Origin of the sequence: Alkalibacillus aidingensis (assembly GCF_014595945.1) — a bacterium.
GTDB classification, from domain to species: Bacteria; Bacillota; Bacilli; order Bacillales; family Alkalibacillaceae; genus Alkalibacillus; species Alkalibacillus aidingensis.
Map to the genome: position 1 here is coordinate 184,295 of NZ_JABXWU010000003.1, position 21,505 is coordinate 205,799.

The following is a 21,505-nucleotide window of genomic DNA, read 5'->3' on the forward strand; positions in this document are numbered from 1 at the left end:
TAAAATATCTAATCAATATTATACCTGTTTGTATGGATTGTTTCAAAGTTGTCAACAATTTAATCGCATATGTTTTAAAAAAATGATACGATATATGGTAAGGAGGTATGCGTAATGGATCATCAACAAATGGCATTAATACATATTCTTTCGTGGAGTACTGCAATTATTCTTTTTGTAGTTGCTTATGTCATGATTAAGCAAAATAAGGTCGAAAAGCCGATCAAGATTATTCAAATGATTCTTCGTGTTTTATATTTACTTATTGTAGCAACAGGTGCGGATTTGTTCTTCCGTTTTTACTTTGGCATACAGAGTGAGTTTTTTGCTGAATCAGTCATTAAGGCAGTCGTTGGTGTTTGGGTAATTGCTGCAATTGAAATGACCTTGGCAAAAGCTAAGAAAGGTAAAAAAGAATTTAGCGGTTGGTTACAGTTAGCTATTTCATTAATCTTAGTGTTAGCGTTAGGATTCGGACGTTTACCATTTGGATTTTTACCGTAATTGTAATAAAAAAAAGTCCCGTCATGGGGCTTTTTCCGTTTAATAGGCTATTTTTGAATATTTGGACGAGTGATAGAGGAGAGAGTTCGCCATGAAACGTTTATTATATATGGTTTTGCTTATTTTATTTAGTTGTTTAGTTGCTCCGTTAGTAGGGTTTGCTGATGGGGAAGAAGATGAGCAACATAGTTATTATTATATTTTAATTGATCGTTTTCAAAATTCGAACCAGGCTTCTGAGGATGTAGTTGATCGTGGTGATCCCCTAGGTTTCCATGGGGGCGAATTTGCTGGAATTGCCGATCGTGTTAGTCATTTAAATGAATTAGGAATCACCCATGTCGTGCTATCACCTGTCTTTTCTAGCGAAGATTATTTAGGACAAGTCGTCAGTGATTATGAATCTGTTCAAGAGACTTATGGGACTTTAGATGAACTTCAATCCGTTGTCGAGACGTTAAGTGATCATGGAATTGAGACCATCCTTCATTTTCCGATCAATCAAGTGAGTTCTGATAGTGCGTTAATAGATGAGGATTGGATCTCTGAGAATGGAGATATTTTTCTGGAAGAGGATGCGGCTCAAGATTATATGGTTGAGATGATGCGTCATTGGCAGGAACTTTTAGAAACCGATGGATTTTATGTTAATGACATTGATGAGCGTCCGTTGTCATTTTGGGAAGAAGCTAGCAGTCAATTGTCAGATCAACTGTGGATCGGTCAACTTAACAATTTTGATGAGGAAAATTTTGATCTCTACCTTGACGGAGGTTTTGACAGAATCTTAAATCAAACTTTTAGGGATGAAGCTATTGATATTTTTAAGGATGTGGAAACTGAACTATCCTCTCTAGTATCAGGTCCTTTCGTACAAGATTCACGTGTCATTCATTACATGGATACTTATCATACAGATCGTTTTACCCGAGCGATGGAAGAGACGGGTTTTCATCCGATCACACGTTGGAAAATGGCTTTAACCTTTATGTTTATGACACCGAATGAGCCATGGCTGTTCCAAGGCACTGAGGTACCAATGGATGGGGAAGTGGAAGATGCTACCCATCACGATATGGTCAATTTTTTAGGGGGCGATGATCAGCTTATTCGACACATTGAGAAGTTAACGAGTTTGGTTAATGAGTTTCCAGCTTTACGAGATGGTTCGATGGAAGTGCTTCACGATGAAGGGGACTTTCTAGTATTTGAAAGAAATTTAGATGATGAACAATTCATAGTCGCGATTAATAATAGTACGGGTCAAGAACATGTAGACCTTACCCATTTAGATTCTAATCTTGAGCTCAGTGGACTATTAGATAATGACTTAGTTCGCGAAAATGAAGATGGAGCTTATACGATCGCTTTAGGAAGAGAAGCGGTCAACGTCTATCAAGTCCAGACAGACCAAGGAATCAATTGGACTATCACGTTAGTTTTCGTTGGAATTATGGGTGGATTTATGATCTTCGCATTCGTGATGTATCGTAAGAATAAGAACGCAAGGGGTAAGGAATAGAGTTTTGAAGAAGAGATAGGGCTGAATTGCTTTAGTGCAATTCAGTCATTTTTTATGAGGTAATGTTAACTAGCTCTAAAAATAGATGGGACTGATTTGAAAGCATATAAAACTTGCTTATTCATAAAAACCAATCCAGTTGAGTAATAAGGCCAGTGCAACTACTGTTACTGTGCCTGTAATTAATAAGGAAAAGATCACTTTAATCTTTTTAATTTGAAACCAAACGAATACAAGAATTAAGGCTACAACGATCAATCCAATGACGATTGCAGCATTGACATTGGTTGGAGTAATCCAATCATACCAATTTAACCAGTCCATATGTACCTCCTTACCTGAAGAAATTGATAAAAACTCAAGACTTTTTAAATTAAAAATGGTGTTTACTAGTGTTATTATACCATTATATGATGGAGATGGTGAATTATTAGAAAATCATTTGTGGAAATATCATATCTGTTGATTATTTTTAGTTAGCTTTACTATCAAGCTGTTTTTTATAAAAAAACCAGATGAAAAGATTAACCAATCTTTCATCTGGGTATATTTGTTTTATAGACTACTTTTCGACTTCATCTAAGAAGAATAGAGCGATCGTTCCTGGACCAGCGTGCGCACCAATTGCTGAGCCGATTTGATGGATGATGATATCTTTTGGATTAAGGGCCTCACGCAGCCGTTCAGCTAGCATTTGTGCTCTCTCTTCGTCATCACCATGAGTTATAGCGATGGTTTGTTGGTCAAATGACTGGCCTCGTTCTTTTGTTAAATCAGTCATACGTCCAAGGACTTTTTTAGTTCCTCGGATTTTTTCAAGTGGGACAAGTCTGCCATCTTCCACATGGAGAAGAGGTTTAATTTTTAACATGCCACCAACAAAAGCTTGAGCTTTGCTGACTCTACCCCCACGTTGAAGGTATTCTAAATCATCAACAGTAAAAATGTGTACCATGTGATTGACGTAAAATTGAGCACGATCTAGGATGTCCTGAATGCTTCCACCAGATTCAATAGCTTTAGCCGTATGATAAGCAATAAGCCCATGTCCCATTGAAGCTGCTTTAGTATCAATGATATAAATTTCAGCTTGACTAAATTCATCTTCCACCTGTTGTTTGGCTATCATAGCACTTTGATAGGTACCTGATAGTTCAGAGGAGAATGCTAGATAAATAATGGGTCTTTGTTGTTCAGCATACTTTTTGAATAATTCATAAAAAGTATCGGGAGTTGCTTGAGCGGTCTTTGGAGCTGCACCATTTCGCATGGCTTCATAAACAGCTGTTGAATCAATTGTGTCGCGATCGTAATAATCTTTGTGATCTAGATGGACAATAAGTGATACGAGGTCAATGTCATATTTGTCTATGATGTCTTGTGGTAAATCCGAACCTGAATCAACGATTAATTTTACGTTCATGGACTTCCTCCTAGATTTATCTTAAAATTCGTTATTATACTAAGTTTAATAGGACAATTTACATACGTCAATGTTTAGACAGGAGGCTATTATGTTTATATTTGAAGCAAAGCGTTTTGCGATTGTTATTGTTGGGGCCCTACTTAATGCTATGGCCTTAAACTTCTTCTTAATTCAAGCTAATGTATTTGCGAGTGGCTTTACGGGAGTTGCTCAGCTTGGATCAAGTATTTTTCAAGACTTTCTAAATGTCGATATTAGTACAGGTATCTTGCTATTTTTACTAAATATTCCGGTTGTTATTTTAGGTTGGTTGAAAGTAGGACGAGGTTTTACCGTTTATAGTGTTATTTCAGTTGGCTTTACGACATTGTTCTTAGAAACGATTCCACTTATGGATTTGGCTGATGACATTTTACTTAATGCCGTTTTTGGTGGGTTACTAAGTGGTGTTGGTGTGGGAATTACCCTTAAATTAGGTGCCTCAACGGGTGGTATGGATATTATCGCTATGGTACTTTCACGGTTAAAGGATCGCCCCATTGGGGTTTACTTCTTAACACTTAATGGGTTGATCATCGTTTTTGCTGGGTTAGTATATGACCCCGAAAAAGCTCTTTATACGTTGGTTACTTTGTATGTAACAACACGCGTAATTGATGCGATCCATACTCGTCATGAGAAGTTGACGGCTATGATTGTCACTTCGAAAGGACAGGAAGTAACAAAAGCTATTCATTCGCAGATGGTCCGTGGGATTACACGTGTACCGGCTAAAGGAGCTTTTACAGATGAGGATCGTGAAATGTTAATGATGGTTGTAACACGTTATGAATTGTATGATTTAGAACATATTGTTAAGGAGGCCGATCCCAACTCCTTTACTAATATTGTCCAAACAGCGGGGATTTTTGGGTTTTTCCGAAAAGAGGACGAGAAGGTGTAACTTATAAAAAGTTCCAACGTCTAAATAGATACAACCATAGAAAAAAGGGGTGGCCAAGATGAAGCAGTTACTAGGCTTTATAATTGCATTTGGACTAATTTTCTTACTTACAGGATGTGGCGTTTCAGGTCAAGAAGATCATTCTACATCTGGGGACGGTACGGATCAACAAGGAGAAGTGAATGAAGTGGAGGAATTGTTAGATCAGTTGAAATTTGATATTGATCTTGAAAATCAGGATGACCACTTAATCGTTAAGATGACTCTAGAGCATATGGGCGATGATGAAATGACGTTATCTTTTTCCTCAGGACAGCAGTATGAAATTGTTGTGAGTGAACAAGAGTCTGGGGAAGAAGTTTACCGTTATTCTGAAGGAAAGATGTTTACACAAGCTATTATTACAGAAGATCTTAAACCAGGTGATCAGCTGACATGGGAAGAAGAATGGGACTACACTCATGAAGGTGAGAGAGTGGAATCTGATGATTACGATGTCAGTGTGGAAATGTTACCACAAGAAGTTGACGGTCATACTGTAGAAGAATCTTCATTAATAAAGAAATCAACTATTCAAGTATCAGACGAAGTAGTTGAATCAGCAAACTCTGATGATGAGCGATTCCGTCACATAGAGGTTAGTGGTGAGAATGGCGATTATCAAGTGACTGGAGAAACTAAAGAAGAAAACTTCCATTATTCAGTAGAGGATGGTCATCATCTATTTATGAATAATGAAAAGGTTGAACTTGGTGAATCAAGTGATGATGAGTGGCAGTCATTTGAACTAGAGATTTCAATTGATGAGGAAAATCTACCTGAGTACGGTGTTCTTTCCTTGATTTTATATCAATACGATGATGAAACTGAAGAACAGACCAACCATTATCATACTAAACTTGAAGATTTTAACTAAATAAATATAAAACAAAGCCACCTAACTAATTAGCTAGGTGGCTTTGGTGATAACAAGGATGGTCAATTAATAACCATAGCCTTCTATAACTTTTTCTACCTTGGGCGTAAGCTCTTCCCATTGTGCATCAAACGTCTTATTAACAGTAATGAAGTTATAATAACCGAAGACATTATCAACACCTTCAAGTTCCATAAGATCATTTAAAATATCAAATTCGCTCGTTTCACCCTGCATGACAGAAATGCTGTCATCTCCTTCAAAAATCACACGATCGACAGTAAATTTCATTGCATTTGGATTTGGAGTTGGTTCGGTAATTACAGCCATTGGACAATCCCTCCCTAGGTTTCTCTCTTATATATTAGCATGAAAAAAGTCGATAAAAAAGCAAAGTCATGAATAAAATGATATGATAATTATAGAGGAGAGGATTTAATGAGGTATTTGTACATAGCATTAGTAGTTGGATTGGTTTCATCCACAGCGATAAGCCTCTATTTTTATATAATTGAAGCCTTTACTGGAAAACAGTTGTTTACGTTACTTTTAAACCTTGACTTTATTTTTGATCCCCCTGAAACTGTACCGGATAATTTGTATATGGCTTTTGAGTATTCACTACATGTGTTGGTGGCTACATTGATTGCATCGATCTATCTATATTTAATTACTAAGCGAAAAGGTTTGTGGAAGAGACGGTTAGAAGTTGCGGCTTTATTGACGTTTATAGCTTTTTTAACCTACTTTCCCTTAACGGCTATAGCAAAAACGACGACACCTGCTCCTACAGATCTCGTCGCTATCTTTGATTGGTTTATTGGACATGTCATTTTCTTCTTTAATTTATATTACATTTCTGAATGGTTGTTTCACAAACACAAAGGGCATTAATGAGTTGGTATTTGATTAAGATCCTTATACTTAAAAAATGTCTCTAGTAACTGCTTACTGATAGGGCCTGGCTTGTTATTGGCGACTGGTTCACCGTCAACATTAACGACAGGCAGCATTTCAGAAGTTGTTGATGAAATGAATACTTCATCAGCTTGCTTTAAATCATTAATGGAAAATATCGTTTCTTTATAAGGAATGTTCAATTCTTTAGCAAGATACAAAAGGTAACGTCTATTGATGCCATTGAGTATGTAATTGTCGGCAGGATGGGTGTAAATAGTACCATCTTTGACGATAAACACATTTGTTGAAGAGCCTTCTGTTACATGATTTTCATCACGATAGAAAATCGCTTCGGTTGCTCCTGCTTCAACGGCTTTTTGTTTGGTCATTACATTGCCTAGGAGGTTGAGACTCTTAATGTCACAACGTAACCAACGGAAGTCCTCTTCTAAAATTACCTTAATCCCTTTTGATTGTGCTTCAGTGGGACTCGTAGCTTTAATCGGATAAGCGAAAACCATAGGTGATGTATCCTTGGGAAATGGATGTGATCTTGGTGCAATACCTCGAGTGATTTGTATATAGATAGCGCCATCTTCAACATCATTTAAATCTATTAACTGGTGAAGGTGATCATGGACGTTCTCTTCAGATATATTAAAGTTAATCCCCGTTTCATTAAGGCTATATTGTAATCGCTCAAGATGATCTTGTAGTAAAAAATATCTACCTTCATAAACACGAATCACTTCATAAACACCGTCGCCAAATTGGTGACCCCGATCTTCCATATCTATTGTGGCATATTCTCTTTCGATGAACTGGTTGTTCTTTAGTACAATCATATATGTCAACTCCCTTAGTTTCTTTATTATTTTATGTTAGCTTTAAAAAATACGTGTGTAAATATAAAAAAAGGCCCAAATGACAGATAGAGTCACTTGAACCTTCTTGAATGGACTATTAGACGATACGTTTACGGATATACGTACTAGCATAGTCAATAAGTGTTACGACAATGATGATCACTAGTAAGATCATCCCCATATCGCTCCAGTTACGGTTACTTTGTGCGAAGAAGATCATTGTACCAATACCACCAGCACCAACATAACCTAGAATGGTTGATGCACGAACATCGATCTCAAAACGATAGATCGCGTATGATAGAAATTCCGGAATGACCTGTGGGATAATTCCGTGGAACATAATTTGAACTTTATTAGCACCATTAGCTTGCATGGCTTCAACAACGTTCATGTCAATTGATTCTAGTACTTCAGCATAAAGTTTACCAAGCATACCAGTTGAACCAATCGCAATTGCTAAAATACCTGCGAAAGGAGTTGGACCAACAGCCACAACGAATAAGATTGCTAAAATAATTTCCGGGAATGCACGAACACCACTTAAAATCCACTTACCAAATGTGGAAAGCATTTTATTATACGTCATATTAAATGCAGCAAGAAAGCCTAATGGGACAGCAATTATTGCAGCTGCTAAAGAACCAACGTAAGCGATAAATATCGTTTCAATCATCATTTCAATAACTTCAGGACCTCGCTCCCAGTTGGGACTAATTAATTGAGGAACAACCCGATCATAGTTTGAGCTAAATCGCTCTGCCACTCGAGCAAAGTCCACATTAATTGATAAGAATGTCCATAGGTAAAGGATCACAATCGCAATGGCGATGGCAATGTTACGAACTAATTTTTTGGTTGATCTCGGTTTTTTTGGAGGTAATTGTTGGCTCATTAGATAATCGCCTCCCTTATTTTACCGCTGATGTATTCAATGATGACTACAACAACGAAGATGATAGCTATAATGGTCATGACAGCACCATAATTGTTAAAACTAAATTGGTTCATGAGAAGCTGACCAATACCACCAGCACCTACTAAACCAATTACGACCGAAGCTCTGATGTTAATTTCGAATACATATAGTGAAAAAGATGTAAATTGTGGTAATACTTGAGGAACGATTCCATAGGCAATTGCTTGAATCGTATTAGCCCCAGATGCACGCATGGCTTCGACAGGTTGCATATCTGCTGATTCGACAGTCTCACTAATTAATTTAGCTAAGATTCCAAGTGAAAAGACAAATAGTGCAACGATACCACCGAATACACCAATTCCAAATAATCCAACGAAAATAACTGCTAGTACAACATCAGGAATCGTACGTAAAACGTTCATAATAAAACGAGTAATGTTATAAACAAACCAGTTTGTCGTAATATTGTTTGCAGCTAATAGACTAACTGGGATAACGACTAAAGTTGAGAAGGTTGATGCGATAATGGCCATGTGAATTGTTTCAAACAGCCTTCCGACAGCAGGCCCTAAAATTGACATATTCATCGGGAATAATTTATCAGTTATTTGAGTCATATTCCCAAAGCCACGTGTAAGCTCAGCTAAGTCAACTCCCGTACGCCAAGAGCTAAAAAGTAAAAACATAATAATAACAAAGAAGATCATGGTAATCTTGGCTTTGGCTCGCCAAGGAGAGAGCATTGGTGCGTATTGGTCCTCAGTTAGCGAGGGTTTATGCATGGGATTCGACATCTTCTTCTGCACCTCCGCGCATATCTTCTTCACGGATTGAACGACCATAGATCTCTTCGAAAGTCTTCTCGCTCACTTCTGATACTGGACCATCGAAAACGACTTCACCATCTCTCATACCAATAATACGATCAGCATATTCCATTGCCATATCGATAAAGTGTAAGTTGACAATTGTTGTGATCCCATCTTCTTTGTTAATCTTACGTAAATATTTCATGACCTGATGTGATGTAGGTGGATCAAGTGAGGCCACGGGCTCATCGGCCAAAATGTATTTAGGCTTTTGTGTTAAGACACGTGCAATACTAACACGTTGCTGCTGACCACCACTTAATTCGTCCGCACGGTTATAAATCTTTTCACCAATGTTAACTCGTTTTAGGCTTTCATAAGCTAATGCTTTATCATCTTTATTAAAGAGATTGAAGACAGAACGAAAAGTTCCTGTGTGTCCTAGTCGGCCAGCTAAGACATTTTTGAACACACTATTACGCTTAACTAGATTGTAGCTTTGGAAAATCATACCGACTTTCGTACGTAAACTTCTCAATCCTCGACCTTTGTAATCAAGAATATTATCACTATCAACTCGTAACTCGCCTGCAGTAGGGGTAACAAGACGATTAATACTACGGATAAATGTTGATTTACCAGCTCCTGATAGACCAACAATAACTACAAATTCACCATCTTCAATGGTAACATTAACATCCTTAAGACCCTGGTGGCCGTTTGGATATACTAAAGACAAATCTTTAAATTCAATCACAATTTCTCACCTCATGCCTGTTGATTTATGTTAGTATTGTTCATTCAGACGCTAAATAATAGAATAATAGAGAATAATAAATGCTAGATTAAATTTAGATGCTTTGAATGGATCCTTCGTCTGATAATTCGCAACCTTTTTGGATAATCTAAAAGGGAGGATTACTCCTCCCTTGCTATCAATATCTTGATGTATATAGTTATAGGTTAGATTAGTCTAATGACACGTCATCTTTGAAGCGTTCATAAGTTTCAGCTACCACATCGTACTCAGAATGTTCAGCTGTATCAATTGCATCCCAAGTGTATACCTCATTCATGATCTCAATCATATCATCGTCTTCGTTAAATGATAGGAAAGCCTCACGAATCTCTTCAACTAGATCATCATCTAGTTCTTTGATGACTGAGATCGTATCGTTTGGAATTTCATCTGTGTAGTCGATTACGTCTAGTTCATCAAAAATATCTGGGTAATCATCTTCTAAGTTGTCACGAACATCATCAAATGTAGTTGCCACATCAGCATCACCGTCATAGACAGCAATTGCAGCAGTGTCATGTCCACCTACAGCAACTGTATCACCGAAGAATCCGTTAGTTAAATCTCCTTGTGATTCAAGGTCAAACATGTCCATCAATTGAGAAGCAGGGAATAAGAAACCTGATGTTGATGTTGCATCTGCATACGCCCAAGTTTTACCTTCTAAATCTTCAAGGGATTCAATACCAGAATCGGAGCGAACAACATATTGTGCTTTATAAGTAGAATCACCGTGTCTAATAGATTTTAAGATTACTTCTACGTCATAGTCTTCATTAGCAATGACATACCCAAACGCCGGAATAAATCCGATATGAACTTGCTGTGAGCCCATTCCTTCAACCAATGCGTTGTAGTTGGTCATGGTACGTGGTTCAACTTCCTTGCCTAAAATTTCAGCTAATTCCTCAGCCAGTGGTTCAACGGTCTCTGCGATCGTGTCAGAGTCTTGTGAAGGAACAAACCCCATAACTAATTCATCCGGGTTTCCTTCATCAGCAGACGACCCACAAGCTGCTAGAAACGTCATAAGTGCTAAAGCAGTTACCATAAGGAACTTTTTCAAAACTGTCTCCCCCTTAAAATATTCAAAATATTATTTCGAAACAACTTTATTATAAATAATATGACACATTAGTACAACATAATTTTAAAAATTTGAGACAAATTTACGATTTCTTAACAAAAAACGTGACACAAGTCGAATTGTGTCACGTTTTAGTGGGTAATGATCGATCATTAACATTATTTGATTATTGATGGTGGGTTCTTAATTCGTTCTCCAATTCTTGTAGTTCCTGCTGTTCTTCTGGAGTGCTTTGTTCATAAGCGGATTGAATTGCATCGTGCACGGCTTGAAGTTCTTTTTCGTCTGGTTGATTTTGGCGATTGTTTCGGTTCGTTAAATTTTGAACTGCTTGTCTCGCTTGGTTAAGGAAGTTGTTTTCCATTTAAAATCCTCCTCTGGTGTGAATATCCGCTTCTCTTCGCTTCCGCTCCTGATCGGTGAATTTTCGTTGACCTGTTTTCGTGTTCCCACGCTTATTTGGTTGCACTTCCTCTTTTTTATGGCGCATGAAGCTCCTCCTTTAAAGGGACCCAATTAAAACCTGAGCTGTCGTTAACGATCTCAGATCCATATAAAAAATCTGAACACGAATAGATCGCGTTCAGGTATAGTGTGTGTGGAATAGTTTATATTATAATTGGTTATTTTTTCGTTAAAGCTGGCTTAGGTAAATTTAGGTAAGTCTCAAGGAATTCAGCAACACCATCTCGGTGGTTGGTATTGGTAATTTCATTGGCTAAATTTTTCAATTCAGTAATTCCATTCCCCATTGCAACCCCGACTCCGGCATAATCGATCATTTCAAAGTCATTATCTTCATCACCAAAAGCAATAATTCGTTCTTTAGGTATGTCATAATACTTAGCAATTTTATGAACCCCAACTGCTTTATGCATGTCTGAACGGATCACTTCAATGACGTGGAATGGTGCACCCCATTTACGATGATCAATAATGGACTGGTGGCGATCAGTTAGTATTTGGCGAATTTGATTAACTCGGTCATCAAATGGATGAATGAGTACAGAGGAAGGATCATCCGCTAAATTGGTTTTCATATTACCGAAAATAGCAGGTGAATCTAATCCCACTTGGAAAAAATCCGTAATTGAATGATTATTGTTAAACTCAATATACACCTGATCCATAATCTCAGCTAGAATATTTTGCACACCAACATCATAACACGTATCAATGATGTCATACGCCACATTTTTAGGTAATGGAGAATGCAAATGGTCCCAGTTCTTTTTTTTAGGATGGTGAATAAGTGCTCCATTCATGTTCACAATAGGAGTATCCAATGCCATTTGCTCGTAAAATTGTCTACTAACGCGGAATGGCCTTCCAGTTGCTATTGCTACAATATGTCCAGCCTCTTTGGCAGCTTTAATAGTCTCTAACGTTCTATTGGAAATGATTTTATCGTCATTAAGTAACGTACCATCTAAATCGAGAGCGATTAAATGTCTATCCATACCGGTTTCACCTCAATTTCCTCATTGTCTTTTTTCTAATTAAAATATCATATCATATTTTTATGAGTATGTCACTTTAGCTATGTCAAAAGGGTTAAGCGTAATTGTTTGAGAGCTTTTAGGATATCATTTATTATGGTTATAAAATGATTTTAGGGGGCTTATTGACATGGCAGTAGTTATAGAAGAGAGACAAATTGAACATATTCCAACTTTAATTGTACATAATCAAACACAGCAAGTTGCTCCTTTACCAGTAATCGTCTATTTTCACGGATTTACAAGTGCAAAGGAACAGAATCTATCCCTTGCCTACTTGTTAGCCGATATTGGATATCGTGTTGTCTTACCTGATGCCATGCATCATGGTGCACGACGTGGTGAGGTAAATGAAGATCAAATTCAGTTTGACTTTTGGAAAATAGTTGAGCAGAATTTAGTCGATTTACATATGATTAATTCATGGTTAATACAAAATGGTCTAGTAGAGAGTGGACGTTTAGGGATTGCCGGAACGAGTATGGGTGGTATGACTACTGCAGCTGCCTTAACGCAATATTCTTGGATTCAAGCGGTCGGAATGATGATGGGGTCTGCTAAAGCTCAGGATATGGCTCGTTATCTTCTAAAAGGTATCGAACAACAAGGTATTGAGATCCCCTTTAGTGAAGCTGAGCTTGAAACGCAACTAGCTGCCCTTAGGAAAATTGACTTATCAGAGCAACCAGAATCGATTGATGGACGTCCATTATTTATCTGGCATGGTGATCAAGACCCAGTTGTACCATTTAGTCATGCTCAAGAGTTTTTTGAAGAACTTGAAGCATTAGGTATGGATGAACATGTAGAGTTTGTACGTGAACATGGGCGCGATCACAAGGTGAGTCGTCAGGCGATGCTTCAGTTAACTGACTGGTTCAAAAGACACTTATAGTTCACAGGATTTCACTTTAAAATATCCATGATCACGTTTATAATGTAGATAGAATGGTTGAAGGAGGAGTAAAAGATGGATCAAGCATTAGAAGAGAATCTTTGGGGTGCCGTTGAAAACGTTATTGACCCTGAGTTAGGGATTGATATTGTTAATTTAGGGCTTGTTTACAACATCGATTTAGATGAAAATGGCTTGGCAACTGTTACCATGACGTTAACAGCAATGGGTTGCCCATTAGCTGCGACGATTGAATCAGATGTTAAAAATGCACTTTCCGATATACCAGAAGTATCTGATGTTGAAGTAAATATTGTTTGGAATCCACCTTGGACAAAAGATCGTATGTCACGTTATGCGAAGATCGCATTAGGAATTCCGGACTAAGTCGATATAGTTTTATTAAAAACAGCCTGTATGGGACGATCCCGTACAGGCTGTTTTTTGTTGGATATTCATTGATGAATGAGCGTTTTTATGATGAATAAGTCTGATTAATTGATGAAAGAGCAATTTTAATATTGAATAACTCCCTGTAATTAATGAATTAGGAGAACTACTATTGAATCTTCAAAAATAATTGTGGAATCCAGCGCTCAAGACGCTGACTGTCCGACCGCCACGGTGTTTAGTCTGACGTTCAGGGCAATGATCCGACTGTTGCGTGAGATAGTCCGGCACTCAGCAGACTTGATCCGACTGTCGCGTGAGATAGTCCGGCACTCAGCAGACTTGATCCGACTGTCGCGTGAGATAGTCCGGCACTCAGCAGACTTGATCCGACTGTCACGTGAGATAGTCCGACGCTCAGCAGACTCAATCCGATCGTTACGCGACATAGTCCGACGTTCAGCACGCAAGTCCGACCACACATAGATCCCAACAATCCAACGTTAACGAGCCATCGATTATAGAAAAATCAGTGCTAAAACACCTATACCCATACAGTAATAGGCGAAATACTTAAGGTTACCTGAAGTCATCACGTTAATAAAGAATAATAAAGCAAAGTATGACGCAAATATGGCACCGATTAGAGCGATGACGTATAAGATAAATTGACTGGAAATAGCTGGGTCACTTAAAACGTCATTTGTCGCAAACACCATCGTTCCAAGGCTAACCGGGATATACATTAAAAAGGAAAACTTTAGGGCACTACGGCGTTTTAAACCAACTAACATAGCTGCAACAATAGTCGCTCCTGATCGACTAATACCAGGTAATAAAGCAATTGATTGAGCAAACCCAATAATAATCGCATCCTTGATGGTCATTTCAGCATCATCTTTGTACCCTTTTAAATTCCTAATAATCCAAAGTGCGATGGCGGTTAGGATTAACGTGATTCCTACTAATTTAACGTGATCAAAAATACTTCCAATCATATCCTCAAAAAGAACACCAATTAAACCAGCTGGAATGGTCGCGATGAATAGTAAGAATAGATAGTAAAACTCTTGGCGATTTTCTTCCTCACGTTTAAATAAAAAAGCGGTTCCATTAATCATTAACGACAAAATATCTTTTCGATAGACAATTAATACAGCTATTAGTGAACCAAAATTTATAAAGGCTTCAAAAGTTACCCCGGGGAGATCAATATCGAGAATAGATCTAAGCATTAATAAATGACCACTCGATGAAATGGGGATAGGTTCTGTAAAGCCTTGGAAAAGTCCTAGAAAGAAAAATTGAATAATTTCGATTAGGTCAGACATATGGCACTCTCCTTAATTGGATACTTTTTAACCGGGTTAGATTTGAACAAATAAACTTCCCTAACTGGGTCACGTGTCACTCTTTGGTTGAATACACTGTAACGTGAAAGGGGAGGTTACATTGGCGCATAGTTCAAAAGCTCAGACGTATAATTTATGTAAAAACCATCTTAAACAGCATGTTATAGTAGAGACTACGATGGGGGAACAGATTGAAGGTGTCGTCATTGATTTAGATGATGAACATGTCCACCTTGTCGTACCGTCTCATCATGGCACACAACATATGCCAGGAATGGGGCAGCCGTATCGTTATCCATTTGGATATGGTTTCGGATACGGGTATCCACCATATGGATATGGTTATGGTCTAAGCCGTTTAATTATTCCATTAACCTTTGTTGCTGCCTTAAGCGCCTTGCCATGGTAAAGTTGTGAAATATAAAAGAGGTTGACTTAGAAGTCTTAACGAATAAGTCAACCTCAAACCTTAATTATCTGATTGTTCCTTAAGTACGCCTTCACCTAAAATGACGGTTACTAATGAAAACGTTACAGCCAAAGCTATCGTCCCAGTCACATTAAACTCTTGACCAGACATGCTTCCAATAACGTAGACGATCATTGCACTAAGCAAAAAGCTCCATACAGCAGTCCAAATTAAGCGCATATTCTTCACCTCATTTATCTATACATTCCATATAATAGTTTACCAAAGGTTTTAATAAAAATAAATATAAAAATTTTGAGCTTGTTTTATGATTGGAAACTAATTTTTAAGGGGATATAAATGATGAAAGTATTTGTCTATCCTTGTTTTAGCCCTTTAGGGTATCAACTAGTTGAGTATTTCTTGAACAGTGGCGTTAAAGTTGTAGGTTCTGGAACTTTAGAGTCGGATGAGGAGACGTTTTACTTTATGAGTGTTGGTAGAAACGCAAACTTTAATTATACTGAGTTCACTGATTTAGATCGTGATGAGTGTTTTGACCAAGCTTATCTCATTAATTCTGAATTAGAGGTACGTGCTAAGCAAGTGATTACTGTCCATACATCTGAAGATAAACAATGATAAGGTCTTGCTATTTTCTGTTTTTACTCCCACAATGAGTATAGATGATGTAGTATCGGAGTGTTGGACGGTGTATAAATGGCTATTGGTGCTTTTAATCATACCGACTTTATTATCAAGCTGTAATTTGTTTGATGATGGACAACTTAATAATGTTGGCTTGCTCCTTGAAGGGACAATCCATGATGAGTCTTGGGGTAGAGGAGCTTATCTAGGATTGTTAAATATCAAAGAGGAGCAAAATGTTAGTGTGCTATTTCGCGAAAACATCGATACTGAACGGAAGGCTGAGGAAGCGGTCGAAGATTTTAAGCGACAAGGGGTTAACTTAGTCTTTGGTCATGGTTCAAACTTTGGGCGTGTTTTTGATAGCTTTAATGAATATTATCCTGATATTCAATTTGTGTATTTTAACGGTAGGACGTTTGATCGGAATATTACTAGTATCAACTTTGATGGGTATGAAGTGGGTTATTTTGCTGGAATGGTAGCAGGTGAAATGACTGACACCCAAAAGATTGGGGTTGTTTCAGCCTTTCAATATCAAGATGAAGTAGAAGGTTTCTTTGAAGGTGTACAAGCTGTTGACCCGACCATAGATATGGATATACGAGTCGTCAATAGTAGGTATGATCAACAAAGAGCAATTATGTTTTTTAATGAGTTAGTTGACGAAGGTGTTGATGTGGTTTTCCCTGCTGGAGACGGGTTTAACACCCCTGTTATTAGAGCAGCTCAAGAAGAGGGGATTTATGCTATTGGCTTTATCGATGACCAATATGATATTGCTCCCAAGACCGTACTAACAAGTACAGTGCATAAAGTAGATGGGTTGTATACGGAAATTGCTACCCAGTTTAATGAAGATAATCTTCCATCCGGTATTGTCAATATTACCTTTGATCAAAATTATTTAACGATTGGTAACTTTGGTGATGATGTGTCATTACCTATACAGACACATGTTGAAGAGAAGATTGCTGAATTTGAAGAAACGGGTCAATTACCTAAATGATGATAAATAAAATACAGTCATTTGAAAGAAAATAAACTTTTAAATGACTACTTTTTTTGTTAAAATTAGAACCAGGTCATAATATATGATTATAATTGTAACTGTTAGGAGATGGCAATCATGAAGGCAGGTATTATTGGAACTGGACATTACGTTCCAGAACAAGTAGTGACTAATCATGATTTAGAGAAAATAGTGGATACGTCTGATGAATGGATTCGTACAAGAACAGGGATTGAAGAGCGACGAATTGCTCCCGATGATGTAGATACGTCAGATATGGCATATCATGCAGCTGTTCAAGCAATTGATGAAGCAAATTTGACGGCAGAAGATATAGATATGATTTTAGTTGCGACAGTCACTCCAGATATGGGGTTCCCATCTGTTGCTTGCCAGCTACAGGCCAGATTAGGTGCTAGGCAAATTGCTGCTATGGATATTAGTGCCGCTTGCTCTGGTTTTATTTATGGTGTGGTAACGGCCAAACAGTTTATCGAAGCAAATGTCCATCAAAATATTTTGGTGGTTGGAGTTGAAAAACTCTCGAAGATTACGGACTGGTCAGACCGAAATACAAGTGTCTTATTTGGCGATGGAGCAGGTGCAGCCATTGTAGGATCTGTCTCTGAGGAGCGAGGAATTCTTGCACATGAGTTAGGTGCTGATGGTTCAGGAATACCACACTTGCACCAAACTGAAGAAGATTTTATTTATATGAATGGTCGTGAAGTGTTTAAATTTGCAGTAAGACAAATGGGGGATTCTTCCCTTAACGTAGTGAAAAAAGCAGGACTGACCAAAGATGATGTCGATTATTTAATTCCACACCAAGCTAATATTCGCATCATGGAGGCAGCTAGGGAAAATTTAGATATTCCAGTTGAAAAAATGTCTAAGTCTGTTCATAAATATGGCAACACTTCAGCAGCATCGATTCCAATAGCATTGTCTGAAGATGTAAAAGCAGGTAAAATAAAAGACAATGATGTAACAGTATTAGTTGGTTTTGGTGGAGGTTTAACCTGGGGTGCTATTGCATTACGATGGGGAAAGTAAACTCGAAGTCTTCGTAATTGGTTTTCGTTAAACAATCGTATATATTGAGAATTAGGAGGTAATGAACCATGACTAAAAATCGTGTAGTAGTGACAGGTTTAGGAACTGTGTCGCCTATCGGCAATGATGTTGAAACAATGTGGAATCACCTTTTAGATGGTTATGTAGGAATCGATCATGTCACTAAGGTGAACCCGGATGACTTTCCAACGAAAATAGCGGCCGAGGTTAAGGATTTTAATCCAGAGAATTATATGGATAAAAAAGATGCCAGAAAAATGGACTTATTTACTCAATATGCTGTTGCAGCATCAAGAATGGCAGTAGATGATGCTCAATTAGAAATTGATGAACAGTTAGCTCCTCGCGTTGGTGTATGGATTGGATCAGGTATCGGTGGAATGCAGACCTATGAAGATCAATTCCGTAACTTTATCGAAAAAGGACAGCGCAGAGTTAGCCCTTTCTTCGTTCCGATGATGATTCCGGATATGGCTTCTGGTCAAGTTTCGATTCAACTTGGTGCAAAAGGTATCAATTCATGTACAGTTACCGCTTGTGCTTCAGGTACGAATTCAATCGGTGATGCATTTAAAGTGATTGAACGTGGCGATGCTGATGTCATGATTACAGGTGGAGCTGAGGCTCCAATTGTCAATATGGCATTTGCTGGCTTTTCTAGCTCTAAAGCGCTAACGACTAATGAAGACCCTAAAACAGCCAGTCGTCCATTTGATAAAAACCGTGACGGATTTGTTATGGGTGAGGGAGCTGGAATTGTTATCTTAGAATCATTAGAATCAGCACAAAAACGAGGTGCTAAAATCTATGCAGAAATTGTTGGATATGGTTCAACAGGTGATGCTTACCATATCACCGCACCAGCTCCGGAGGGAGAAGGTGCAGCGCGTGCGATGCAACAAGCCATCGATGATGCAGGATTGAACGGAGAAGAAGTTGATTATATCAATGCACACGGAACGAGTACTGCATACAACGATCAGTATGAGACAAATGCTGTAAAAACAGTTTTTAAAGATCATGCTTATCATCTGGCAATGAGTTCAACCAAATCAATGACAGGACACTTACTTGGTGCTGCTGGTGGTTTAGAAGCAATCATTTCTATTTTATCTATAAAAGATAGTATCATGCCACCAACTGTCAATTATGAAACACCAGATGAAGAATGTGATTTAGATTACGTTGTCAATGAAGCGAGGAAAGCGGAAGTTAATGTTGCAATGAGTAACTCATTAGGATTTGGTGGTCATAACGCATCAATTGTATTTAAGAAATATGAGTAGAGATTTGATCTAATAAAGCAAGCACTATCAAAGGATAGTGCTTGTTTTTTAGTTCTGTTGCTCATACTATTAGAATGGTTTTGGAGAATACTAATGAAGCAGTCATGAACCGTAAGCGTGTCACAAAACAAAGGCTTCATATATTTTAGTTTATATGTTTTTATCATTTTACTTCGTACTTTTGGAGTGCTTCTTCATCAAGCTCGAAGCCTAATCCTGGTTTATCATTCATGATAAACTCACCTTGTTCATTTGGTGTAATAAAGTTTTTCATAACGAAATCTCTACGCTCTGGTGTCCATGCGGGGGGATCGTAAGGAAATTCGATGTAAGGACAGTCGCTAATCGCCACACTTAAATGGAGATTGGCTAAAAAGCCGATTCCATTACTCCAGGTATGTGGTGAGAAAAGATGTACACTTCCTTGGACGAGTTCCCCAATCTTTTTAACATTGGTGATTCCACCTGCAAGAGCAACATCAGGCTGATATACGTCCAATGAACCTTGGTCGGTCATTTCACGAAAGTCATGCCATCTTCGGTTCATCTCTCCTCCTGCTATTCTAATACTAGTCATTTCACGAAGCTTTGCCATACCTTTGAAGTCATGGGCAGGAAGTGGTTCCTCCAACCAGAAGACACCAAGCTTTTCAAGTTCTTTAGCAACCTGTAAAGCCTCTTTTAAATCCCAAGTCTTTTCAGTATCCCATGGCATCTTCCAACCTTGGTTCGCATCGACCATAATTTCTAATTGGTCACCTACTTCTTTACGTACTTTTTCAACCACTTTCAAATCATCACGAACATCGTCATGATGGAAGCGAATTTTAATGGCTTCATATCCTTCTTCGATTAACTTTTTAGCTCTTTCTGCCCTAATTTCAGGAGTGACAATCTCACCTGTAGAAGCATACGCCTTAATTTTGTTGGATTTTGCACCAAGTAATTTGTAAACAGGTTGTCCTGTTGCTTTACCCATCAAGTCCCATAAGGCAATATCCAAGGGCCAGCAGCGACCGTAGTGGAAGTCAATATTATCAATGATTTTAGAGTGTCTTTCAATGGCAAATGGATCTTGTCCAATGAATAAGTGTTCATGGCCTTCAAACCCTGTCATTAAATCGCCGGATCCCACGCCAGTTATGCCTTCATCGGTATGGACAAATACTAATGTTGAAGCAAAATTCTCACGTGGTTTTGGATCCCAAGCTGCTTTGAATGGTGGATTCAGAGGTTTACTGTAATGTTTCGTTTCAATCGATGTAATTTTCATTTTTGAACTCCTTTTTTATTTGAATAGCCGTAACATAACAAATAGTCAGAGTTTATACAAAACTTAAATACCTCGATATATCAATATATTTAAGGTAATTCAAAAGATATAGCTAGGTTAATCGGTGATAAGATAAAAATACTTCATATATCGTTATGAATCTACCTAATGAGTAATTTGTTATATAAATACAATTTAATATATTATTAAAGATGTGCTTATTTTCGATTAACGGGTTAGTGTTGAATGTTGCATCAAAAGGGGGTGCAAGATCAATGAACGATCATCAAAGTACTTTTGGGCGGGTAATGGAATACTTCCAAAATAATATGGACTGGGTTATTGAGTTGACAATTGAACATATTATATTGGTTGGTTCGGCTATAATGGTAGCTATATTAATCGGCGTACCTTTAGGAATATATTTAACGACAAATAAGAAGTTAGCTGGAACTGTCCTCAACATAGCTGGTGTAATCATGACCATACCAAGCATTGCTTTATTTGGGATTATGGTGCCAATCTTCTCCATCATTAATTACGGCATAGGTTTCGTTCCTGCCTTTGTTGCCTTAGTCCTCTACTCACAATTACCAATTATTCGAAACACATACACTGCTATACACAACGTTGACCCTCAAATTCGCGATGCTGCTAAAGGTGTTGGAATGAGTACTATCCAACGAATATTTAAAGTGGAAATTCCAAACACCATTCCTGTAATTATGGCAGGAGTGAGGACGGCGGTAGTTTTAAATATTGGTATTGGGGTTATTGCTGCCTTTATTGGAGCAGGTGGCTTAGGGACATTGATTTCACAAGGGATTACACGTGGTTATCATGAGATGGTTATCTCAGGTGCGATTGCTATCTCTATTTTAGGAATATCAGCCGATTTATTTTTAAGGTTTTTACAAAAACTATTAACACCAAAAGGGGTTTCGTAGGTAGAATTTTTAAGTCTAATGTT

At 37.9% G+C, this 21,505-nt stretch carries 27 protein-coding genes; 13 read left to right on the plus strand and 14 right to left on the minus strand.

Annotated elements, in window-relative coordinates:
- The first annotated feature begins 114 nt into the window (after positions 1 to 114).
- Together HWQ49_RS08135 and HWQ49_RS08140 are read left to right on the plus strand one after the other, a co-directional pair.
- Positions 115 to 504 (plus strand): YisL family protein, encoded by a 390-nt coding sequence (locus HWQ49_RS08135; protein WP_188207107.1) that lies wholly within the window; start codon positions 115 to 117, stop codon positions 502 to 504.
- Between the two features lie 91 nt (positions 505 to 595).
- The gene (locus HWQ49_RS08140) at positions 596 to 2,026 is read left to right on the plus strand and encodes an alpha-amylase family glycosyl hydrolase (protein WP_188207108.1); all 1,431 of its coding nucleotides are present in this window, start codon (positions 596 to 598) and stop codon (positions 2,024 to 2,026) included.
- A 117-nt stretch (positions 2,027 to 2,143) separates the two neighbouring features.
- On the opposite strand, the gene HWQ49_RS08145 is transcribed toward HWQ49_RS08140, so the two are convergent.
- Positions 2,144 to 2,350 (minus strand): hypothetical protein, encoded by a 207-nt coding sequence (locus tag HWQ49_RS08145; protein ID WP_188207109.1) that lies wholly within the window; start codon positions 2,348 to 2,350, stop codon positions 2,144 to 2,146.
- Positions 2,351 to 2,588: 238 nt separating this feature from the next.
- Positions 2,589 to 3,449 (minus strand): DegV family protein, encoded by an 861-nt coding sequence (locus HWQ49_RS08150; RefSeq protein WP_188207110.1) that lies wholly within the window; start codon positions 3,447 to 3,449, stop codon positions 2,589 to 2,591.
- Between the two features lie 91 nt (positions 3,450 to 3,540).
- Here HWQ49_RS08150 and HWQ49_RS08155 point away from each other — a divergent pair, with 91 nt between their 5' ends.
- Both HWQ49_RS08155 and HWQ49_RS08160 read left to right on the plus strand, forming a co-directional pair.
- Complete coding sequence (locus HWQ49_RS08155; RefSeq protein WP_188207111.1) at positions 3,541 to 4,395, plus strand: YitT family protein; 855 nt, start codon at positions 3,541 to 3,543, stop codon at positions 4,393 to 4,395.
- Positions 4,396 to 4,453: 58 nt separating this feature from the next.
- Positions 4,454 to 5,311, plus strand: coding sequence for a BsuPI-related putative proteinase inhibitor (locus HWQ49_RS08160; RefSeq protein ID WP_188207112.1), 858 nt, complete (start codon positions 4,454 to 4,456; stop codon positions 5,309 to 5,311).
- A gap of 66 nt (positions 5,312 to 5,377) precedes the next feature.
- Here the strand turns inward: HWQ49_RS08160 and HWQ49_RS08165 are convergent, their stop codons facing one another.
- Complete coding sequence (locus HWQ49_RS08165; protein ID WP_188207113.1) at positions 5,378 to 5,641, minus strand: NifU N-terminal domain-containing protein; 264 nt, start codon at positions 5,639 to 5,641, stop codon at positions 5,378 to 5,380.
- Positions 5,642 to 5,749: 108 nt separating this feature from the next.
- Here HWQ49_RS08165 and HWQ49_RS08170 point away from each other — a divergent pair, with 108 nt between their 5' ends.
- Entirely contained in the window at positions 5,750 to 6,205 is a 456-nt protein-coding gene (locus tag HWQ49_RS08170) for a hypothetical protein (protein ID WP_188207114.1), read from the plus strand.
- Here the strand turns inward: HWQ49_RS08170 and dat are convergent.
- From dat to HWQ49_RS08205, 8 genes are all read right to left on the minus strand, one after another.
- On the minus strand, positions 6,202 to 7,056 hold the full coding sequence (gene dat, locus HWQ49_RS08175) for a D-amino-acid transaminase (RefSeq protein ID WP_188207115.1): 855 nt from the start codon (positions 7,054 to 7,056) through the stop codon (positions 6,202 to 6,204). The two genes, HWQ49_RS08170 and dat, sit on opposite strands and share 4 nt — an antisense overlap.
- Before the next feature lie 118 nt (positions 7,057 to 7,174).
- Positions 7,175 to 7,972 (minus strand): phosphonate ABC transporter, permease protein PhnE, encoded by a 798-nt coding sequence (gene phnE, locus HWQ49_RS08180; protein WP_188207116.1) that lies wholly within the window; start codon positions 7,970 to 7,972, stop codon positions 7,175 to 7,177.
- Positions 7,972 to 8,793: a phosphonate ABC transporter, permease protein PhnE gene (phnE, locus tag HWQ49_RS08185; protein WP_188207117.1), complete on the minus strand. Its 822-nt coding sequence runs from the start codon at positions 8,791 to 8,793 to the stop codon at positions 7,972 to 7,974. Before phnE (HWQ49_RS08185) ends, phnE (HWQ49_RS08180) begins: the two co-directional genes overlap by 1 nt.
- Entirely contained in the window at positions 8,774 to 9,565 is a 792-nt protein-coding gene (gene phnC / locus HWQ49_RS08190; protein WP_188207118.1) for a phosphonate ABC transporter ATP-binding protein, read from the minus strand. The genes phnE (HWQ49_RS08185) and phnC overlap by 20 nt, the downstream gene beginning before the upstream one ends.
- A gap of 211 nt (positions 9,566 to 9,776) precedes the next feature.
- Complete coding sequence (gene phnD / locus HWQ49_RS08195; RefSeq protein WP_188207119.1) at positions 9,777 to 10,673, minus strand: phosphate/phosphite/phosphonate ABC transporter substrate-binding protein; 897 nt, start codon at positions 10,671 to 10,673, stop codon at positions 9,777 to 9,779.
- A gap of 187 nt (positions 10,674 to 10,860) precedes the next feature.
- Positions 10,861 to 11,058: a DUF3813 family protein gene (locus HWQ49_RS08200; RefSeq protein WP_188207120.1), complete on the minus strand. Its 198-nt coding sequence runs from the start codon at positions 11,056 to 11,058 to the stop codon at positions 10,861 to 10,863.
- Positions 11,059 to 11,184, minus strand: a complete 126-nt coding sequence (locus HWQ49_RS14760; protein ID WP_262926659.1) for a hypothetical protein — start codon at positions 11,182 to 11,184, stop codon at positions 11,059 to 11,061.
- 133 nt (positions 11,185 to 11,317) lie between these two features.
- Positions 11,318 to 12,154, minus strand: a complete 837-nt coding sequence (locus HWQ49_RS08205) for a Cof-type HAD-IIB family hydrolase (protein WP_188207121.1) — start codon at positions 12,152 to 12,154, stop codon at positions 11,318 to 11,320.
- 169 nt (positions 12,155 to 12,323) lie between these two features.
- Here HWQ49_RS08205 and HWQ49_RS08210 point away from each other — a divergent pair, with 169 nt between their 5' ends.
- Together HWQ49_RS08210 and HWQ49_RS08215 are read left to right on the plus strand one after the other, a co-directional pair.
- Positions 12,324 to 13,088 (plus strand): prolyl oligopeptidase family serine peptidase, encoded by a 765-nt coding sequence (locus HWQ49_RS08210; RefSeq protein ID WP_188207122.1) that lies wholly within the window; start codon positions 12,324 to 12,326, stop codon positions 13,086 to 13,088.
- A gap of 75 nt (positions 13,089 to 13,163) precedes the next feature.
- Positions 13,164 to 13,475: a metal-sulfur cluster assembly factor gene (locus HWQ49_RS08215; protein WP_188207123.1), complete on the plus strand. Its 312-nt coding sequence runs from the start codon at positions 13,164 to 13,166 to the stop codon at positions 13,473 to 13,475.
- A gap of 521 nt (positions 13,476 to 13,996) precedes the next feature.
- On the opposite strand, the gene HWQ49_RS08220 is transcribed toward HWQ49_RS08215, so the two are convergent.
- A complete protein-coding gene (locus HWQ49_RS08220) occupies positions 13,997 to 14,809 on the minus strand; it encodes an undecaprenyl-diphosphate phosphatase (RefSeq protein WP_188207124.1) in 813 nt (270 codons plus the stop codon).
- A gap of 199 nt (positions 14,810 to 15,008) precedes the next feature.
- Here HWQ49_RS08220 and HWQ49_RS08225 point away from each other — a divergent pair, with 199 nt between their 5' ends.
- Complete coding sequence (locus HWQ49_RS08225; RefSeq protein ID WP_188207125.1) at positions 15,009 to 15,239, plus strand: hypothetical protein; 231 nt, start codon at positions 15,009 to 15,011, stop codon at positions 15,237 to 15,239.
- A gap of 60 nt (positions 15,240 to 15,299) precedes the next feature.
- Here the strand turns inward: HWQ49_RS08225 and HWQ49_RS08230 are convergent, their stop codons facing one another.
- On the minus strand, positions 15,300 to 15,479 hold the full coding sequence (locus tag HWQ49_RS08230) for a YjzD family protein (protein WP_188207126.1): 180 nt from the start codon (positions 15,477 to 15,479) through the stop codon (positions 15,300 to 15,302).
- 123 nt (positions 15,480 to 15,602) lie between these two features.
- Between HWQ49_RS08230 and HWQ49_RS08235 the strand changes: the two genes are divergently transcribed.
- The 4 genes from HWQ49_RS08235 (at position 15,603) to fabF (ending at position 19,262) form a co-directional block, all read left to right on the plus strand.
- A complete protein-coding gene (locus HWQ49_RS08235) occupies positions 15,603 to 15,881 on the plus strand; it encodes a hypothetical protein (RefSeq protein WP_223155069.1) in 279 nt (92 codons plus the stop codon).
- A gap of 70 nt (positions 15,882 to 15,951) precedes the next feature.
- Entirely contained in the window at positions 15,952 to 16,896 is a 945-nt protein-coding gene (locus tag HWQ49_RS08240; RefSeq protein ID WP_188207128.1) for a BMP family ABC transporter substrate-binding protein, read from the plus strand.
- Between the two features lie 120 nt (positions 16,897 to 17,016).
- Positions 17,017 to 17,955: a beta-ketoacyl-ACP synthase III gene (locus tag HWQ49_RS08245; RefSeq protein ID WP_188207129.1), complete on the plus strand. Its 939-nt coding sequence runs from the start codon at positions 17,017 to 17,019 to the stop codon at positions 17,953 to 17,955.
- Between the two features lie 68 nt (positions 17,956 to 18,023).
- On the plus strand, positions 18,024 to 19,262 hold the full coding sequence (gene fabF, locus HWQ49_RS08250) for a beta-ketoacyl-ACP synthase II (RefSeq protein ID WP_188207130.1): 1,239 nt from the start codon (positions 18,024 to 18,026) through the stop codon (positions 19,260 to 19,262).
- Positions 19,263 to 19,425: 163 nt separating this feature from the next.
- Here fabF and HWQ49_RS08255 read toward each other — a convergent pair whose 3' ends face one another.
- Complete coding sequence (locus HWQ49_RS08255; RefSeq protein ID WP_188207131.1) at positions 19,426 to 20,535, minus strand: mandelate racemase/muconate lactonizing enzyme family protein; 1,110 nt, start codon at positions 20,533 to 20,535, stop codon at positions 19,426 to 19,428.
- Positions 20,536 to 20,810: 275 nt separating this feature from the next.
- Here HWQ49_RS08255 and HWQ49_RS08260 point away from each other — a divergent pair, with 275 nt between their 5' ends.
- On the plus strand, positions 20,811 to 21,482 hold the full coding sequence (locus tag HWQ49_RS08260) for an ABC transporter permease (protein ID WP_317450920.1): 672 nt from the start codon (positions 20,811 to 20,813) through the stop codon (positions 21,480 to 21,482).
- The last annotated feature ends 23 nt before the right edge of the window (positions 21,483 to 21,505 follow it).

Bases quoted from the DNA above. Each gene is read 5' to 3' on its own strand.
- HWQ49_RS08135 (WP_188207107.1), top strand. From the start codon at position 115: ATGGATCATCAACAAATGGCATTAATACATATTCTTTCGTGGAGTACT.
- HWQ49_RS08140 (WP_188207108.1), top strand. From the start codon at position 596: ATGAAACGTTTATTATATATGGTTTTGCTTATTTTATTTAGTTGTTTA.
- HWQ49_RS08145 (WP_188207109.1), bottom strand. From the start codon at position 2,350: ATGGACTGGTTAAATTGGTATGATTGGATTACTCCAACCAATGTCAAT.
- HWQ49_RS08150 (WP_188207110.1), bottom strand. From the start codon at position 3,449: ATGAACGTAAAATTAATCGTTGATTCAGGTTCGGATTTACCACAAGAC.
- HWQ49_RS08155 (WP_188207111.1), top strand. From the start codon at position 3,541: ATGTTTATATTTGAAGCAAAGCGTTTTGCGATTGTTATTGTTGGGGCC.
- HWQ49_RS08160 (WP_188207112.1), top strand. From the start codon at position 4,454: ATGAAGCAGTTACTAGGCTTTATAATTGCATTTGGACTAATTTTCTTA.
- HWQ49_RS08165 (WP_188207113.1), bottom strand. From the start codon at position 5,641: ATGGCTGTAATTACCGAACCAACTCCAAATCCAAATGCAATGAAATTT.
- HWQ49_RS08170 (WP_188207114.1), top strand. From the start codon at position 5,750: ATGAGGTATTTGTACATAGCATTAGTAGTTGGATTGGTTTCATCCACA.
- dat (WP_188207115.1), bottom strand. From the start codon at position 7,056: ATGATTGTACTAAAGAACAACCAGTTCATCGAAAGAGAATATGCCACA.
- phnE (WP_188207116.1), bottom strand. From the start codon at position 7,972: ATGAGCCAACAATTACCTCCAAAAAAACCGAGATCAACCAAAAAATTA.
- phnE (WP_188207117.1), bottom strand. From the start codon at position 8,793: ATGTCGAATCCCATGCATAAACCCTCGCTAACTGAGGACCAATACGCA.
- HWQ49_RS08200 (WP_188207120.1), bottom strand. From the start codon at position 11,058: ATGGAAAACAACTTCCTTAACCAAGCGAGACAAGCAGTTCAAAATTTA.
- HWQ49_RS14760 (WP_262926659.1), bottom strand. From the start codon at position 11,184: ATGCGCCATAAAAAAGAGGAAGTGCAACCAAATAAGCGTGGGAACACG.
- HWQ49_RS08205 (WP_188207121.1), bottom strand. From the start codon at position 12,154: ATGGATAGACATTTAATCGCTCTCGATTTAGATGGTACGTTACTTAAT.
- HWQ49_RS08210 (WP_188207122.1), top strand. From the start codon at position 12,324: ATGGCAGTAGTTATAGAAGAGAGACAAATTGAACATATTCCAACTTTA.
- HWQ49_RS08215 (WP_188207123.1), top strand. From the start codon at position 13,164: ATGGATCAAGCATTAGAAGAGAATCTTTGGGGTGCCGTTGAAAACGTT.
- HWQ49_RS08220 (WP_188207124.1), bottom strand. From the start codon at position 14,809: ATGTCTGACCTAATCGAAATTATTCAATTTTTCTTTCTAGGACTTTTC.
- HWQ49_RS08225 (WP_188207125.1), top strand. From the start codon at position 15,009: ATGGGGGAACAGATTGAAGGTGTCGTCATTGATTTAGATGATGAACAT.
- HWQ49_RS08230 (WP_188207126.1), bottom strand. From the start codon at position 15,479: ATGCGCTTAATTTGGACTGCTGTATGGAGCTTTTTGCTTAGTGCAATG.
- HWQ49_RS08235 (WP_223155069.1), top strand. From the start codon at position 15,603: ATGAAAGTATTTGTCTATCCTTGTTTTAGCCCTTTAGGGTATCAACTA.
- HWQ49_RS08245 (WP_188207129.1), top strand. From the start codon at position 17,017: ATGAAGGCAGGTATTATTGGAACTGGACATTACGTTCCAGAACAAGTA.
- fabF (WP_188207130.1), top strand. From the start codon at position 18,024: ATGACTAAAAATCGTGTAGTAGTGACAGGTTTAGGAACTGTGTCGCCT.
- HWQ49_RS08255 (WP_188207131.1), bottom strand. From the start codon at position 20,535: ATGAAAATTACATCGATTGAAACGAAACATTACAGTAAACCTCTGAAT.
- HWQ49_RS08260 (WP_317450920.1), top strand. From the start codon at position 20,811: ATGAACGATCATCAAAGTACTTTTGGGCGGGTAATGGAATACTTCCAA.